Origin of the sequence: Serratia proteamaculans (assembly GCF_008830365.1) — a bacterium.
GTDB lineage: Bacteria > Pseudomonadota > Gammaproteobacteria > Enterobacterales > Enterobacteriaceae > Serratia > Serratia proteamaculans.
The window spans coordinates 329,951-345,164 of the sequence record NZ_WBKI01000003.1 but is presented as its reverse complement, the minus strand read 5'-3'; the positions used below and the strand labels follow the sequence as shown (position 1 = coordinate 345,164).

Annotated in this window: 16 protein-coding genes and 1 pseudogene; 4 read left to right on the top strand and 13 right to left on the bottom strand. The window is 55.7% G+C overall.

The features are described from left to right. Positions 1 to 24 precede the first annotated feature (24 nt). The 4 genes from F8R23_RS15100 to F8R23_RS15085 all read right to left on the bottom strand — a co-directional run bounded on the left by F8R23_RS15100 (position 25) and on the right by F8R23_RS15085 (position 3,979). On the bottom strand, positions 25 to 753 hold the full coding sequence (locus tag F8R23_RS15100; RefSeq protein ID WP_085119528.1) for a proteasome-type protease: 729 nt from the start codon (positions 751 to 753) through the stop codon (positions 25 to 27). Positions 754 to 828: 75 nt separating this feature from the next. Beyond that, positions 829 to 1,623, bottom strand: coding sequence for a transglutaminase family protein (locus F8R23_RS15095; RefSeq protein WP_085119529.1), 795 nt, complete (start codon positions 1,621 to 1,623; stop codon positions 829 to 831). After that, positions 1,620 to 2,549: an alpha-E domain-containing protein gene (locus tag F8R23_RS15090; RefSeq protein ID WP_129934083.1), complete on the bottom strand. Its 930-nt coding sequence runs from the start codon at positions 2,547 to 2,549 to the stop codon at positions 1,620 to 1,622. The genes F8R23_RS15095 and F8R23_RS15090 overlap by 4 nt, the downstream gene beginning before the upstream one ends. Continuing rightward, positions 2,543 to 3,979, bottom strand: coding sequence for a circularly permuted type 2 ATP-grasp protein (locus F8R23_RS15085; protein WP_085119621.1), 1,437 nt, complete (start codon positions 3,977 to 3,979; stop codon positions 2,543 to 2,545). The genes F8R23_RS15090 and F8R23_RS15085 overlap by 7 nt, the downstream gene beginning before the upstream one ends. 484 nt (positions 3,980 to 4,463) lie before the next feature. Here F8R23_RS15085 and F8R23_RS24225 point away from each other — a divergent pair, with 484 nt between their 5' ends. Then, entirely contained in the window at positions 4,464 to 4,901 is a 438-nt protein-coding gene (locus tag F8R23_RS24225; protein ID WP_211369077.1) for a hypothetical protein, read from the top strand. Between the two features lie 8 nt (positions 4,902 to 4,909). After that, positions 4,910 to 5,176: a hypothetical protein gene (locus F8R23_RS15075; protein WP_129934084.1), complete on the top strand. Its 267-nt coding sequence runs from the start codon at positions 4,910 to 4,912 to the stop codon at positions 5,174 to 5,176. 77 nt (positions 5,177 to 5,253) lie between these two features. On the opposite strand, the pseudogene F8R23_RS24420 reads toward F8R23_RS15075, so the two are convergent. The 9 genes and pseudogenes from F8R23_RS24420 to argF all read right to left on the bottom strand — a co-directional run. Next, positions 5,254 to 5,538, bottom strand: a pseudogene (locus tag F8R23_RS24420) (SDR family oxidoreductase); the annotation flags it as partial. Between the two features lie 124 nt (positions 5,539 to 5,662). After that, positions 5,663 to 6,049 carry a 2-iminobutanoate/2-iminopropanoate deaminase gene (gene ridA, locus F8R23_RS15065; protein WP_017891419.1) on the bottom strand — a complete coding sequence of 129 codons (387 nt, stop codon included), beginning with the start codon at positions 6,047 to 6,049 and terminating at the stop codon, positions 5,663 to 5,665. Positions 6,050 to 6,270: 221 nt separating this feature from the next. Continuing rightward, positions 6,271 to 6,735 carry an aspartate carbamoyltransferase regulatory subunit gene (gene pyrI, locus F8R23_RS15060; protein WP_020825003.1) on the bottom strand — a complete coding sequence of 155 codons (465 nt, stop codon included), beginning with the start codon at positions 6,733 to 6,735 and terminating at the stop codon, positions 6,271 to 6,273. A gap of 12 nt (positions 6,736 to 6,747) precedes the next feature. Further along, complete coding sequence (pyrB, locus tag F8R23_RS15055; RefSeq protein ID WP_112347954.1) at positions 6,748 to 7,683, bottom strand: aspartate carbamoyltransferase; 936 nt, start codon at positions 7,681 to 7,683, stop codon at positions 6,748 to 6,750. 314 nt (positions 7,684 to 7,997) lie between these two features. After that, positions 7,998 to 9,002 (bottom strand): FecCD family ABC transporter permease, encoded by a 1,005-nt coding sequence (locus tag F8R23_RS15050; protein ID WP_151415776.1) that lies wholly within the window; start codon positions 9,000 to 9,002, stop codon positions 7,998 to 8,000. After that, positions 9,002 to 9,958, bottom strand: a complete 957-nt coding sequence (locus F8R23_RS15045) for an ABC transporter substrate-binding protein (RefSeq protein ID WP_151415775.1) — start codon at positions 9,956 to 9,958, stop codon at positions 9,002 to 9,004. The genes F8R23_RS15050 and F8R23_RS15045 overlap by 1 nt, the downstream gene beginning before the upstream one ends. A 121-nt stretch (positions 9,959 to 10,079) precedes the next feature. Then, positions 10,080 to 10,877 carry an ABC transporter ATP-binding protein gene (locus F8R23_RS15040; RefSeq protein WP_129937963.1) on the bottom strand — a complete coding sequence of 266 codons (798 nt, stop codon included), beginning with the start codon at positions 10,875 to 10,877 and terminating at the stop codon, positions 10,080 to 10,082. A 130-nt stretch (positions 10,878 to 11,007) separates the two neighbouring features. Then, positions 11,008 to 12,576: an ABC transporter substrate-binding protein gene (locus F8R23_RS15035; protein ID WP_151415774.1), complete on the bottom strand. Its 1,569-nt coding sequence runs from the start codon at positions 12,574 to 12,576 to the stop codon at positions 11,008 to 11,010. Between the two features lie 210 nt (positions 12,577 to 12,786). Beyond that, the gene (gene argF / locus F8R23_RS15030) at positions 12,787 to 13,806 is read right to left on the bottom strand and encodes an ornithine carbamoyltransferase (protein ID WP_112347966.1); all 1,020 of its coding nucleotides are present in this window, start codon (positions 13,804 to 13,806) and stop codon (positions 12,787 to 12,789) included. A 163-nt stretch (positions 13,807 to 13,969) separates the two neighbouring features. Between argF and rraB the strand changes: the two genes are divergently transcribed. Both rraB and miaE read left to right on the top strand, forming a co-directional pair. Then, a complete protein-coding gene (gene rraB, locus F8R23_RS15025) occupies positions 13,970 to 14,398 on the top strand; it encodes a ribonuclease E inhibitor RraB (RefSeq protein ID WP_099065051.1) in 429 nt (142 codons plus the stop codon). A 44-nt stretch (positions 14,399 to 14,442) separates the two neighbouring features. Beyond that, positions 14,443 to 15,207: a tRNA isopentenyl-2-thiomethyl-A-37 hydroxylase MiaE gene (gene miaE / locus F8R23_RS15020; protein ID WP_151415773.1), complete on the top strand. Its 765-nt coding sequence runs from the start codon at positions 14,443 to 14,445 to the stop codon at positions 15,205 to 15,207. Positions 15,208 to 15,214: the final 7 nt, after the last annotated feature.

Sequence of the window (15,214 nt, the reverse complement as noted above, 5' to 3'; positions counted from 1 at the left end):
CTCTGCATGCTGAGCCCTCAAATCTCACAGCTGCAAAGGTGGCAACTGTTTGAAAATGCTGACCAGCCCTTCGCCCCAGCCTTTGCGGATGGCGCTGAAATGCGGATGATCTTCGGTGATGCGGTACTGCTGTGCGCTGCTGAAACTGTCGCGCGGGTAGATCATCACGTCGAGCGGCAGGCCGACCGACAGGTTACTGCGCAGCGTGGAGTCGAGAGAGATCAGCGCGCACTGCATCGCCTGTTCCAGCGGGGTGTGGTAATTCAGCACCCGATCGATAATCGGTTTGCCGTATTTGCTTTCGCCAATCTGGAAATAGGGAGTATCGCGGGTGGCTTCGATAAAGTTGCCCTGCGGGTAGATATGGAACAACTGCATCTCCTCGCCATGGATCTGGCCGCCGAGCAGCAGGCTGCAACTGAAGTCGGTGGTGCTGCCGCTCTGCTGGGCTTCGCTGTCGCGTTGGATCACTTCTCGCACCGTTTCGCCCACCAGCGTGGCGGCTTCGTACATGCTGGGGGCATTCAGCAGGTTGGGACGCTCGGCGTCTTTGCAGCGGCGCTGCAGCAGGCTGATGATGCTTTGGGTGGTCGCCAGATTGCCGGCGCTTTGCAGCACCAGCATGCGTTCGCCATCCTGCTGGAACACGTGCAGTTTGCGGAAGGTGGAAATATGGTCCACTCCGGCATTGGTACGCGAATCTGAAGCAAAGACCAGCCCGGATGCCAAGCGCATGGCCACACAATAGGTCATTCCACAATCCCTCAAAACAAGACTGGCACGCCGCCAAACGCCAGCGTGCCGTAAACCTTCACCTTCGGCAAGAGGCTATTGTCCGGTGGGCATCATCTGCACTTCGGCCATGGTCTGCATATTCTCGCAGCCGCCGCCGAGTCGCATGCCGCGTACCGGGCAGGCGTCCAGATAGTCGATGCCCACCGCCAGCTTAAGGTGTTGATTCGGCAGGCGAGTGTTATTGGTGACGTCAAAACTGTGCCAGCGTTCGTCTACCCAGGCTTCTGCCCAGGCGTGGGTAGCCACGTGCGTTGAGTCCTCGCTGTAGAGATAACCGCTGACATAGCGCGCCGGAATATTCAGGCTGCGGCAGCAGGCCAGGAACACGTGGGTATGATCCTGGCAGACGCCGGTACCGGTCGCAAACGCCTGGGCTGCGCTGTCGGTGACGCTGGTAGAGCCCGGGGTGTAAGGCATTTTCAGCAGCAGTTCGCCCATCAGATTTTCCAACCCTTCCAGCACCGCCTGCGGTTGATAGTAGCGCAGGGCGAATGCCTGGATCGCACTGTCGGGCTGGGTCAGCGGGCTGTGGCGCAGGAACACCAGCGGTGACAGATGCCCCATCACCTGATCCTCTACGCCATCTTCTATTTCCACCACGCCGTTGGCCTGAATGGTGATCGCCTGATGCGGATGATCCAGCGTCAGTACGTGCAGTACGTTGCCGAAGGCGTCGGTGGTACATACAGCATCTTCCGGCAGCGTCAGTTGCCAGGAGATGATGCGCTGGTGCTGTGAATTTTGTGGCGTCAGGCGCAGATACTGGGTGCTGCGCTGCACCTGCTGGGCGTAGGTATAATGGGTATTGTGCTCAATGTTGAGTTTCATTGTGCCTCCAGATAAGTGTGATGGATGCTCTCCGCAATGCCGCCAATCTGCCCGAGAAACGCGTCCAGCCAGTCGTTCAGACCGACCTGGTTCAGATCCTTCATGCTGCTGAAACGCAGTTCGGCGTGCAGCGTGTGTGCCAGCCGGCGTGGCTGATTCGAACGGTTGCCGCCAATCTGTTCCAGTTGCTGCACCATATCGCCGACGCAGGCCAGCAGGGAGCGCGGGATTTCGTTACGCAGGATCATCAGTTCGGCAATGGTGTCCCGGCTGAGCTGTTGCTTGTAGATGCTGTGATAGGCCTCGCGCGCGCTGACTGCCCGCAGCAGCGTGTCCATGCGGTAATACTCGCGCACCGGGTCGCCGTCGCTGTCCATTAGCGCGTTCTTCACCCCCAGCAGGCGGGCGGTGCTGTCGGCCCGCTCCAGCAGGGTGCCAAGGCGGATAAAGCACATCGCGTCGCTGCGCAGCAGGGTGCCGAACATCGCGCCGCGAAACAGGTGCGAACGTTCTTTCACCCAGTCGAAGAAGGCATCCGCCCCCACCGAGCCGATGCCCTGTCGGCGGATCAACTTCATCTCGATCCAGGTGGCGTTAATGCACTCCCAAACCTCGGAGGACAGGCTGCCGCGCACCGCATGGGCATTGTTCCAGCCCATCTGCAGACAGCTGTAAATGCTGCTGTGGTTGCGGCTGTCGAGCGCAAAAAAGCTCACCAGATTGGCCATGGTCAGGTCAGGATAGGCGGCGGCGTACAACTGGCCGGTACTGGTCAGATTGAGCGGCACCTGCAGATCATGATCTTCGCTGTCGCGGATCGGCATCATCGACAGCTTGTTGGTGACGTCGAGCACCCGGGCGATGCTTTCTGCCCGCTCCAGATAGCGGGCCATCCAATAGAGTTCACTGGCAGTTCGGCTCAGCATGCGTCGTCCTCCAACACCCAGGTATCCTTGGTTCCCCCGCCTTGCGACGAGTTGACCACCAGTGAGCCTTGCGCCAGCGCCACGCGCGTCAGGCCACCGGGCACCAGCCGAATTTCCGCGCCACTGAGAGCAAACGGCCGCAGATCGATATGCCGTGGTGCCAGGCCGTCGTTGACGAAGGTCGGGCAGGTCGACAGCGCCAGCGTGTTTTGCGCAATGTAGTTGTGCGGTTTGGCCAGCAGCAGAGTGCGGAAGTGGGCGATTTCGTCTTTGCTCGCCGCCGGGCCGATCAGCATGCCGTAACCACCGGCACCGTGGACTTCTTTCACTACCATCTGTTCCAGATTGGCCAGCACGTAAGACAGTTCATTTTTATGACGGCATTGCCAGGTCGGTACGTTATTGAGGATCGGCTCTTCCTGCAGATAGAAACGCACCATGTCCGGCACGTACGGATAGATCGACTTGTCGTCGGCCACGCCGGTACCGATGGCATTGGCCAGCACCACGTTGCCGGTGCGGTATACCGACAGCAGTCCCGGCACGCCGAGCATTGAGTCCGGGCGGAACGCCAGTGGATCGAGGAAGGCGTCATCGACCCGACGGTAGATCACGTCCACCTTGCAGGGCCCGGCGGTGGTACGCATAAAGACCGCGCCGTCCTTGACGAACAGATCGGCGCTTTCCACCAGCTCAACCCCCATCTGCTGCGCCAGGAAGCTGTGTTCGAAATAGGCGCTGTTAAAGCGGCCCGGCGTCAGCACCACCACGGTGGGATCGTTGATCGGCGAGCTTTCACGCAGGGTTTGCAGCAGGTGCGACGGGTAGCGCTCTACCGGTGCGATACGCTGCTGGGCGAACAGCTCCGGGTACAGGCGCATCATCATCTTGCGGTTTTCCAGCATGTAGGACACGCCGGACGGGGTGCGCAGATTGTCTTCCAGCACGTAATACTGGCCGTCGCCGCCGCGCACCATGTCTACACCCACGATATGCGCGTAAATATTACGGTGCAGGTCGACCCCTTGCATGCAGGGCTGGTACTGATCGTTGGCCAGCACCTGTTCTGCCGGAATGATCCCGGCTTTCAGAATATGCTGTTGATGGTAAATATCGTGCAGAAAGGCGTTGAGTGCCTGAACGCGCTGACGGATACCGCGATCGAGCATCGCCCATTCGTCGGCAGGAATGATGCGCGGCACGCTGTCGAACGGGATCAGCCGTTCTGCGCCATCATCCTCACCATAAACGTTAAAGGTAATACCCACCCGGTGAAACAGCAGCGCAGCCTCTTCCCTTTTGCGCTGAATAGCCTTTTGATCGGCCTGTTGCAGCCAATGCCAGTAAGCTTCGTAGTGGCCCCGGTGTTTACCCTCAGCCAGAAGCATCTCATCAAAAAACGGTGAAGCGGACAGATCGATATTCAGCATCGTCACCTCGTCGACATTGCAGGCTGTAAACCGATCCAGCATAAAATGTGCCAAGGTGATAAAGGGGCGTAAATGGCGCGAAAACGCCGGGTTGCGGCGTGAAACAGCCCGCTTTCGGTGCAGCCGATCTGGCCACTGCCTTAAAACGGAGCAAAACTGCGGCGCGTGCCTCAGACTCTAAACCCAGCAGTGGATGCCTCGAAGACAGAATGAAAAGTGCGTTATAAAATTGAAGCCGTATTTCTAACGCCTTAATTTATAAAAGCATTCAAGGGACTGATAATGCCGCATGATTTTAATGTTCAGGAACTGGGACAAAGGGTATTAGCAACAACCAATGAAATCTTTGCTGCCGGTGAACATAACATTCGGGTGCAAATGTTAACCGCAGAAGATTTGGAATGGTGCATTGTGCAGACGCGCCAACAGCCTGAAAATCAGCGTATCCCTTGGGCGTTGAGCGGAGCGGTGCTGGATAATCCCGATGTTTTCAGATTTAGCTTTAAAAATTCTGGATGCGGATCAAAGGCTGGCTGGTGCCTGTATATGTCAGTTTTGCCCCGCGACAGGCAATATGCCTGCGGTGCTCAATGTTGAAATGCTGCAAAATTTCCACATCCAAGACTCGTGTCTTGATGGCAATACCTTTCGCTTTGCTCTCTATGCAGCCGTGTTGTTCATGGTCGAAACCCAATGCGTAGGCTTGCGGCTAATATCACCGATCAATGCGAGAGTCGCTGATTACTACATCAATGAACATCACTTTATTGATATCACCTCAGGTGATAATGGCATTCTCTATCGTGATGCACAGGCTTTATTCCAATGGTTTATCGAAGACTCAATCCGTCCAGATTCATCGGCCTCGGTTGATGCTGCACAATATTTGAGCGATAATGATGACCTGCTGACGGGATTATAGGGGGTGATATGGTCATTAAAACTACAGGTCGGATTGTAGCGGAAACTGCTTCCTATGAGCTGGAAGTGTATAAAGCCGAAGGGGAAGGGCTGACAATGGTCAAAACCTATAGCTCTGAGGAGATTAACAGCCTGACGCCACGTGGGAGGGCAATTACCGCCTCACCTGAGGATGTGATAGCCGTTTTGAAACAAGCAGCCAAGCACATTAAACCTCAAACTGATCCGATCATCGAAGTTGCCGGCGGTATCCGTCGAAACCGAACCCATAAGTAATCAGCAATGGCCGCAATAGCGGCCATTAGATTATTCAGTTCAATAATCACCTTTCACATTTCCGGGCGCCCTGGTCTTTATACCTGCAATGATTGCTGCGAGGTGCCGATAGACTGCCGCAGATAATTAAGCAGCATTTGTCGGGTAAAGTGCGGTTCTTCGATCCCGCTGTGTTGCAGAAAATACTTCAGGTTGCTGCAATCCTATTGGTAGGTATTTTGGTAGAGCTGCACCGTCGATTGGCCATTCACCATATTGTCCCTGAACAGGCCCTGCACGTTGTCGCGTTTCATATAAGAATAGGGTTGGATAAAGTTCACCGCGCTTGCCGAATGATAAATGATATCGATCCGCTGGCTCAGCGTTGTGGGAATGAGACTCCATTGAGAATGGAGTTATCTTTATAAAATGACTGGAATAATAATTTTCCTAAAATAAAAACGGCCAGCCGATGGCTGACCGTTGGGCGCGTGCGCGATCGTGGAATTAACGACGAACGGCGATGGCTTCGATTTCGATCTTCACGTCTTTCGGCAGACGGGCGACTTCGACGCAAGAACGGGCCGGGAACGGCGCGCTGTGCTCGGTGAAGAAGCTTTCATAAGCGGCGTTAACGGTGGCGAAATCGTTCAGGTCTTTTACGAAGACCGTGGTTTTCACGATGTCGGCGACTTTCAGGCCGGCAGCTTCAACGATCGCTTTAACGTTTTCCAGTGACTGGCGTGCCTGTGCGGCTACGTCGTCGGCAACGGCGCCGGTTTTAGGATCGACCGGGATCTGGCCGGAAGTGATGATCATGCTACCCAGATCAACGCCCTGCACGTAAGGACCAATGGCTGCCGGGGCGAGTTCAGTGCTGATGTTACGTGACATTTTTTCTCCTGATTTACCCTTCGTCTTTCAAACCGCAGCGTTGTTGACTGCGTGTGCTCACCCCAGTCACTGACTTAAGTCAGCTCCTGGGGACTCCCACACTTGCCGCCTAACTGCGGCTCGAAATCCATTGGGTAATAAACGTGGGTATTTACTTCAGTGACTCATTATAGGGAGTGGCGAGCAGATTAACAGCGCCGTTCCCGGTCAATAGGCATATTTCAGTCTGCCTGCAACACCACCTGATGTTCGAACTCTTTTTCGCAGTAGCGGCACTTCAGGTGCACGTCGCCGTCGCGGGATTTCACGCTAAAGCTGGAAGACACCGGCTCACTGCGGCTGATGCAGTTGCTGTTCGGGCAGGTCAGCACGCCGTCGATATGATCCGGCAGGCTTAGGGTCAGCTTGCGTACCACTTCGTAATTGTCGATGCGATTGACGGTGGCTTTTGGTGCGTACATCGCCAGCTGGTTGGCTTGCTGTTCGGTCAGGAAGGTGTTCTCGATTTTGATCAGGTCTTTACGGCCCAGCTCGTTGGAAGGCAGGTTCAGGCCGATAGTGATGCGCTGGTCGGTGGCGGTCAGCTTGAACAGCGTCAGCAATTTAAAGCCTATCTGCGCCGGAATATGGTCAATCACCGTACCGCACTTGATCGCTTCAACCTGCAGTTTGTTATCGTGAGTCATGACGGTTCCCCCTTAAAGAGCCAAATCTGCGTTTAATACCAGCGCCAACAGCGCCTGACGGGCGAAAATACCGTTGCCCGCCTGCTGGAAGTAGTGGGCGTACGGCGTTTTATCCACGTCGGTGGTGATCTCATCAATGCGTGGCAGCGGGTGCAGCACCTTGAGGTTGTCGCGTGCCCCGGTCAGATCCGCCGCGCGCAGAACAAACTGTGCCTTCACATTGGCGTATTCGGAAGGATCCAGACGCTCTTTCTGCACCCGGGTCATGTAGAGAATATCCAGCTCCGGCACCACTTCTTCAATGCTGCTGTGCAGGCTGTACTGGATACCTTTCTCTTCCAGCATCTGCAGGATGTAGGCCGGCATCGCCAGCGCGTCCGGAGCGATGAAAAAGAAGCGGTTGCCTTCAAACTTGGCCAGCGCCTGCGCCAGTGAGTGCACGGTACGGCCGTATTTCAGGTCGCCGACCATGGCGATATTGATGTTGCTCAGGCGGCCCTGGGTTTCCTGAATGGTAAACAGGTCGAGCAACGTCTGGGTCGGGTGTTGGTTGGCCCCGTCACCGGCGTTAAGCACCGGAATGCCGCCGGAGAATTCGGCCGCCAACCGTGCAGCGCCTTCCTGTGGATGGCGCATCACGATGGCATCGACGTAGGTACCAATCACCGAAATGGTGTCGGCCAGGGTTTCGCCCTTCTTGCCGAGTGAGGTATTGCTGCCGTCGGCAAAGCCCACCACCGAGGCACCCAGGCGGTGCATCGAGGTTTCAAACGACAGGCGGGTACGGGTTGAGGCTTCAAAGAAGCAACTGGCGATCACCTTGTGCTTTAACAGCTCGGGCTGTGGATTGGCTTTCAGGCTGGCGGCGGTGCGCAGCACCAACTCCAGATCCTCGCGGCTGAGATCGTTAATAGAGATGATATGTTTGTGATACAGCGGGTTGGCCATTTTTCACTCTCCTCGACTCGTGCCCGTGGCGCGGGGCTTTGAACAGATTTTTCAGGCAAAAAAAAGCCCCTCAACGAGGGGCTTGAAACGATCGGTTTAGCAACAGGAGAAACAACGGCAGTGTGCTGCCGATTGGCAGTCGGTTTTGTCGATTGTGGCTAACAAAACAAACATCGTTTTTCATGCTTTCTCCTGGCAAATTGTCGCGCATTATACTCGCGCTTTTGATCACTGCAAGCGCTAAAACGCCGATTTTTGTCCTTTCGCAATCGATTGGCTGGTGGCTTTCAGAGACAGACCGCGTTAATCGACGATCATGGGGTTCGTCGTAGCAAAATAACCAGCACAAAAATACCGCCAAGACCGGCAGTAATAATCCCGATAGGCAGTTCCTGGGGTGCGGTAATGACCCGGCTTAGCAGATCCCCGGCTGAGAGTAATATGGCGCCCAATACGCCCACCAACGGCAGCAGGCGCCGGTGAAGAACGCCGGTAAAGGGGCGTGCCAGATGAGGGACCATTAAACCGACAAACCCAATCACGCCGGTTAATGCCACCAGTAACGCAGTCGCCAGCGAACAACACAGAAAGACTTCAGTGCGTAAGCGACGGGTGTCGATACCCAGGGAACCGGCGGTTTGTTCACCCGCCAGCAGGCCGTCCAGCGAGCGCCAGCGTACGGCAATCAATGCCACCAGTAACAGCAAAGCTATCAAGGCAAAAATCAAATTATCCCAACGCGCCAGCCCCAGCCCACCCAGGGTCCAAAAGAGCACGCTGCTGGCGGTGCGTTGATCGCCGGAAAACACCAGATAATTGGTGAAGGCGCCGAATAAAAAAGAGACCGCCAGGCCGCAGATAATCAGTTTCTCGGTGCCTTTCTGCGATTGAGTCATAAAAATAATCATCACCACCGCAGCCGAAAGTATGCCACCGACAAAAGAGGAAACCGGTAATGCCCAGGCTCCGAGGCTATTACCGAGCCGGGTGATCACCATGACCACACCGGCCGAGGCACCTGAGGAAAGGCCGAACAGGAAGGGATCGGCCAGGTCATTGCGGGTGGTGGTTTGTAATAGCGCGCCGACCAGTGCCAACCCGGCCCCGGCCAGTAACCCCAGCAGCGTTCGGGGCAGACGGAGTTCCAGCACAATGCTTTTGATCATCGGCGGCACTTCGCCAGAGGTGATACCCAGCGCGGTCATCACCTGCGAAAAGGAGAGCGACACGCTGCCTTGTGCCACATTGGCGAGGATCAGCCCTGCCAGCAATAGCGGGGCGATGACCCATACCAACCGGAAACGCATTTTTTCCGTCATCAGATGAAGACAGTGGGGTGAAGTGCGTGAGCCAGTTTATAGATGGCATCAATATTGACCGGCCCTGGCGTCAGTTCCTGATATTTTAATCTCAAATAACGATGATGGAGCACCGCCAGGGTGTGTTTCATCAAGGGATGTTGTTCCAGGAAACGTTGCCGTGCGTCGATATCGCCAGTTGCCTCTGACTGGTAATCCACCAGAATGATAAATTCAGGCTCCGTCGCTGCAACACTTTCCCAATTGGTGGTCGTCCAACTGGTATTCAGGGTATCCATCACATTCTTCGCTCCGGCGGCTTCAATAATCGCCGTCGGCATCGCGTAAGCCCCGCTGGTGTAGGGCTTATCCTCACCGGAATCATAAAGGAACACCTTTATCGGCTTTTGGGTCGCAACTTTGCTGTGGATATCGGCTACTTGCTGCTTCCAGCCATTGACCAGCGTTTGTGCATCTTCCTGTTTGCCGAAGACTTTACCGAGCCTGATGATGTCGTCGTATAACAAATCCAGACTGGCACGCGGGCGATGGCTGTCGACGTGAATGCAGCTTTCACTCAGCACCAGCGTTTTGATATTAAATTTTGCCAGCGCCTGTGGGGTTACATCACCACGAAGCCCATAGTTCCAGCCAGCGAAGAACAGGTCAGGCTCCACGGCGAGAAGATTTTCGATGGTCGGATATTTCGGTGCCAGCTCAGGGATAGTCCCTCGCTGCTGGGTGAATTCAGGGGTGTTTTTATACCAGCCGGAGATCCCGGTGACGCCAACCATGGACGGCTGTAGCTGCAGGGCAAACGCCATTTGCGACATATTGATGTCTTGAATCACGGCACGCTGTGGGGCCTGGCTAAAAGTCAGTGGCTGGCCACAGTTGTCTACCGTGACAGGGAAGCCAGAAGCAGCGGTGCTTGTTGAGGCTAATGCCAGTAATGCGGTGAGGAATAACTTTTTCACATCGACTCCAGGTTCATCAACCGGAGTCAGTCGCCCGGTTGGTTGGAAACCGGGGCAACATACCTGAATAATTTGTACGACAAATGTAGTTAGATCAAACAACCGTCGACTTGGGTGAATTTCAGCGGGATAAGGTCGGTAGCGCCTCGAAAAAGCGTAAGGCTGCGCCGGTGACCGGGTGGCGGGCTTGCAGCGATTTCATACCAAACACCTGTTGCAGATGCGCTGACTCCAGCACCGCATCGGGGGGGCCATAACAAAGGATTTCCCCTTGATTCATCATGATGACTTTGTCGGAAAAGGGTTGGACCAACTCAAGATCATGCAGCACTTTCAAGGTAGCGATGTTTTTTTCATGGATCAGCGACAGCAGTTGGTGTCGGGCCAGGGGATCGAGATGGTTGGTGGGCTCATCAAGTAATAGCAATGTCGGCTGCTGCGCCAGCACCCGGGCGAACCCGGCACGTTGACGTTCACCACCCGAAAGCTGGCCTAATGGCATATCTTGCAGATGGCGGATACCCACGTCATCCATCGCTTTTGCCACAATCAACGGGTGCTCGGATTGTCCCTTTTCAGCCTGCCAGGGCAATCGGCCCAGGGTCACATACTCGTTAACCTTAAGCCGTAAATCTGCATTGTCGTGCTGGCTAAGCAAGGCGATAGAGCGCGCGCGTTGCTGGGGCTTAATGGCGGATAAGGGCGTTCCCTGAAAGAGAATTTCACCTTCACTGGGCTTGAGTTCACCGGTTATCAGCCGCAATAGCGTGGATTTTCCACTGCCGTTTGGGCCGATAAGGGTAACGGACTCCCCTTGCAGCAGAGCAAAGGTGAGCCGGTTAATCCGTGGGGGTTTCCCTGGGCAGGCCAGGGAAATATTCTGCACCGATAAGAGACTGTCGGTGGGCAGGTTATTCATGAAATATCCTTAATTCCGCTCTTCATCCATTACGCCAGTATAACTAAACAGGGCGTGAAGCGGGTATCTCCTGAGTCTGCGGGGAATAGAAAAGGCGACAAAGAGCTCTGCCACCTTTTGGCCAATCTGCTTACTTGCTGACGCGATCGTAGTAGACCATGTCGGCATTCAGACCCTGCTGGTAGCCTTTGACGTTATCGCGCAGCACCACTTCGGTTTTGGCCTGATCGATAAACACATACGGTGAACTGCGCTGCAGTTCCTGCTGCATGGCGGTATACAGCGCGGTGCGCTTGGCCGGATCGGCTTCGGCCACCGCTGCCAATGTTTGTTGACTTAACTGTGGGATCTGCCAGCCATTGAGGCCAGCCACCGTGCTGGTTTTGCCGTCGTTATAGGCGAAGGCGCTGGCGTTGGAATGGGCGTCAAAGTAGTCCGGGATCCACAGACGGATCGCAGCCTGATGCTGGCGGGCGCGTACCCGCGAATAGACCTGGCTGCCGGCGGCCGGCAACAGCTCCAGCTTCACGCCGCCCTCGGCAAAGCTGGCCTGCAAGGCCTGAGCGATGGTGATAAACGGGGGTTTGTTCTCCACGTCCAGCGTCAGCGCAGCGTTGGTGATACCGGCCTTGGCCAGGATCGCCTTGGCCCTGGCGGGATCAAAGCTGAACGGGTTGTCTTTCAGCGCCCCCGGCAAGCCGACCGGCAGGAAGCTCTGGTGAACAAAGTACTGGCCTTTCAGCAGGTCTTTGGTGATGCCCTGATAGTCGATCAGATAGCGCGCCGCCTCCCAGAAGGCCGGATTTTTCAGCAGCGGATTGGCGGTATTGCCGGTGTTGAACACCAGATAGTTTTGCTCGGCGGATGGGATCTCCAGCACCTTCACACCCGGCTGAGTCTTCAGCGCCACGGTTTGGTCCGGGCCAAGCTCGCGTGCCACGTCAGCGTCGCCCTGCTGGATCAACAGGCGACGGGTGGCAGAGTCCGGCACGCTTTTAATGATGATGCTTTTCAGCAGCGGCTTACTACCCGGCGACGTCGGGTTGGCATCCAGCACAATCGCCTGATGCGGTTGGTAAACGCGCATTTTGAACGGCCCGCTACCGGCGGAGTGCATTTTCAGCCAGGCGTTGCCGTAGTCACCGTCTTTGATGTTGGCCTGCACCGCCTTGCCGTCGACGATCGAGGCGATCGGCGTAGAGAGAATATTCAGCGCCACTGCCGGGCTGACGTCTGCCGTCCAGCTCAGTTGCAGGCTATGGTCGTCGATTTTCTTCAGCTGTGCGTCGATGTTATCCGGCTGCCAGCCGAGCACGTTGAGGATAAATGCCGGTGACTTGTTCATCTTCACCGCGCGGCTGTAGGAAAAGATCACGTCATCGGCGGTCAGCGGGTTACCGGAGGCAAATACTGCCTGTGGACGCAATTTGATCGTCAGGGTTTTGGCGGCGGCGTTGCCCTGCCAGCTTTCCGCCAGCACCGGCACCACCTTCGCCGGATCGTCGCGATCCGCCTGCACCAGCCGCTGATACAGGCTTGGCACGGTCTGGATGCTGGACAGTTCGTTGGCTTCCGCCGGATCGAGACTGACGATGTCATCCAGCGATTGCACCACCACCAGCGTGTTGGGTGGAGTGGCAGCCAGCGTGGCTGTGGACAGTGCGGCAAGAATTAACAGCGGCAGGACTTTGGCTTTCATTGATATTTCCCCTGAATGCACCGCAGGCTCCGGTGCCGAGAAGTCGTTGTTATCGTTAGTTTTCGCGGCGTTTCGCCGTCAGCATGCACGGTAAAACCTTTGCCGGTGGCTGACAAAGGTTAATCGGCTATTTGATATGCTTTAAACATCTTAGACGTAATGCCTGGGATTGGCAGAAAGGAGGTGCGGGTCTGTAAACCCGCGCGGGTGTCAGAAGGTTTCGCTCAGGGTGGCGACCATCACCGCCTTGATGGTATGCAGGCGGTTTTCTGCCTGATCGAATACCACGCTGTGCGCCGATTCGAACACTTCATCGGTGACTTCCATGCCGCCATGCAGTCCGTATTGCTCTGCCATCTGCTTGCCAAGGGTGGTTTGGTCGTCGTGAAACGCCGGCAGGCAGTGCAGGAATTTAACGTTTGGGTTGCCGGTCAGCTTCACCATCGCCATATTGACCTGATAGGGTTTCAACAGCCCAATACGCTCGTGCCAGGTTTCTTTCGGCTCACCCATCGACACCCAGACGTCGGTGTACAGGAAGTCCGCGTCTTTCACCCCTTCGGCAATGTCTTCGGTCAGGGTGATCTTGGCACCGGTCTGTTTTGCCAGTGCCTGACACTCGGCGACCAGCTCCGGCTGTGGCCAACAGGCCTTCGGTGCTACCAGACGCAGATCCATACCGGCCAGCGCGGCGGCTTCCAGTAGAGTGTTGCCCATATTGTTGCGGGTGTCGCCGAGATAAGCGAATTTCACCTCGTTCAGCGGCTTGCCCGGCAGGTGTTCCTGCACCGTGAGCAGGTCCGCCAGCAACTGAGTCGGGTGGAACTCGTTGGTCAGCCCGTTCCACACTGGCACGCCGGCATGTTTGGCCAGGGTTTCCACCAGATGCTGGCCGTAACCCCGATACTGAATACCGTCATACATCCGACCCAGCACGCGGGCGGTGTCTTTCATCGACTCTTTATGGCCAATCTGGTTGCCGCTCGGGCCGAGATAGGTGACCTGAGCACCCTGATCGAATGCGGCAACTTCGAAAGAGCATCGGGTACGAGTCGAGTCTTTTTCGAAGATGAGCGCGATGTTTTTGCCCTGCAGGTGGCGGGTTTCCTTACCCTGCTGCTTGGCCAGCTTCAAATCGGCCGACAGTTTCAGCAACGCTTGCAGTTGTGCCGGGGTGAAATCCATTAATCTCAGGAAGTGACGTTTGTAGAACGGGTTTATGCTACTCATTGCCGTATATCCTTACCGTTTAAACTGAATTTAAATTCACTTTATATGTATGAATATTCAATTTCAACCCCGGAGTGGAAATCTTTCACGTTTATCGTGGAAGCAATGCCGACGGTGTGTGAAAATAGGCGCAATACAGGCCATTTGACTTGAGGATATAGGCATGGCAAACAGCGAACAGCTAGACGAACAACGTGAAGAGACCCGCCTGATCATCGAAGAACTGCTGGAAGACGGCAGCGATCCAGAGGCGCTCTACACCATCGAACACCATCTCTCTGCCGAGAAGTTTGAAGTGCTGGAGAAAGCCGCTGTCGAAGCCTTCAAGTTAGGCTTTGAAGTGACCGACGCCGAAGAACTGGAAGTGGAAGACGGTACTCTGGTGATGTGCTGTGACGTGATCAGCGAAGTGGGTCTGAACGCCGAAGTGATCGACGCTCAGGTTGAGCAACTGGTGGCGTTGGCGGCACGTTGTGGCGTTAACTACGACGGTTGGGGCACCTACTTTGAAGATCCGAACGGCGAAGAAGGCGACGATGAAGAAGAAGAAGGTGATTTCATCGACGAAGACGACGACGGTAAACGCCATTAATAAACGCTGTGGGCCGGCGCTAGCCGGCCCTCTGATAAGAGCCGATGAAATACCAATCCCTGTTAGCCCCGATTTTAAACTTCCTGCACTGTGAAACCCCAGACGCCTGGATTGACGCCGCGCGGCGCCCGGAAAACCTGCCGCTGTTGCTGACCGACCATATGGTGTGTGAGTTAAAAGCCGCGCAGACCGGCATGTGGTTGATCCGTCGTTACGTGGCGGACAAGGAGAGCGGCGATGCGCTGCTGGCCCTGCTCAGGCCTTACGAGGCGTTTCTGCATGAAGCGCAGGGCGTGCCGGAAGCGCTGTTCAAGCAAAACAATTTCACCCGTAAGATCCTGCCGAAAAACGGCTCGGCCTATGGTCAGGATCTGGCAGATAAAATGGTGCTGCTGATCAAAGAAGAACTGCATCATTTCTCGCAGGTACTAGAGATCATGCTGGCGCGGCAGATCCCGTATAAGAAAATCACTGCCAGCCGCTATGCCAAAGGCATGATCCGTGAGATCCGCACCCACGATCCTGTCACGCTAATTGATAAACTTATTTGCGGTGCTTATATCGAAGCGCGTTCCTGCGAACGTTTCGCCCGGCTGGCACCACACCTGGACGACGAATTAAACCGCTTCTATGTTTCGCTGCTGCGCTCCGAAGCGCGCCACTATCAGGACTACCTGACATTGGCCGAACAGATTGCCGGTGGCGATATCAGTGAGCGGGTGGCCCATTTTGGCCGTATCGAAGCGGCGTTGATCCAAAGCCCGGACAGCGAGTTCCGCTTCCACAGCGGCGTGCCCGTCACCGCCTGATTGCCGG

Bases quoted from the DNA above. Each gene is read 5' to 3' on its own strand.
- F8R23_RS15100 (WP_085119528.1), bottom strand. From the start codon at position 753: ATGACCTATTGTGTGGCCATGCGCTTGGCATCCGGGCTGGTCTTTGCT.
- F8R23_RS15095 (WP_085119529.1), bottom strand. From the start codon at position 1,623: ATGAAACTCAACATTGAGCACAATACCCATTATACCTACGCCCAGCAG.
- F8R23_RS15090 (WP_129934083.1), bottom strand. From the start codon at position 2,549: ATGCTGAGCCGAACTGCCAGTGAACTCTATTGGATGGCCCGCTATCTG.
- F8R23_RS15085 (WP_085119621.1), bottom strand. From the start codon at position 3,979: ATGCTGAATATCGATCTGTCCGCTTCACCGTTTTTTGATGAGATGCTT.
- F8R23_RS24225 (WP_211369077.1), top strand. From the start codon at position 4,464: ATGTTTTCAGATTTAGCTTTAAAAATTCTGGATGCGGATCAAAGGCTG.
- F8R23_RS15075 (WP_129934084.1), top strand. From the start codon at position 4,910: ATGGTCATTAAAACTACAGGTCGGATTGTAGCGGAAACTGCTTCCTAT.
- ridA (WP_017891419.1), bottom strand. From the start codon at position 6,049: ATGTCACGTAACATCAGCACTGAACTCGCCCCGGCAGCCATTGGTCCT.
- pyrI (WP_020825003.1), bottom strand. From the start codon at position 6,735: ATGACTCACGATAACAAACTGCAGGTTGAAGCGATCAAGTGCGGTACG.
- pyrB (WP_112347954.1), bottom strand. From the start codon at position 7,683: ATGGCCAACCCGCTGTATCACAAACATATCATCTCTATTAACGATCTC.
- F8R23_RS15050 (WP_151415776.1), bottom strand. From the start codon at position 9,002: ATGACGGAAAAAATGCGTTTCCGGTTGGTATGGGTCATCGCCCCGCTA.
- F8R23_RS15040 (WP_129937963.1), bottom strand. From the start codon at position 10,877: ATGAATAACCTGCCCACCGACAGTCTCTTATCGGTGCAGAATATTTCC.
- F8R23_RS15035 (WP_151415774.1), bottom strand. From the start codon at position 12,576: ATGAAAGCCAAAGTCCTGCCGCTGTTAATTCTTGCCGCACTGTCCACA.
- argF (WP_112347966.1), bottom strand. From the start codon at position 13,806: ATGAGTAGCATAAACCCGTTCTACAAACGTCACTTCCTGAGATTAATG.
- rraB (WP_099065051.1), top strand. From the start codon at position 13,970: ATGGCAAACAGCGAACAGCTAGACGAACAACGTGAAGAGACCCGCCTG.
- miaE (WP_151415773.1), top strand. From the start codon at position 14,443: ATGAAATACCAATCCCTGTTAGCCCCGATTTTAAACTTCCTGCACTGT.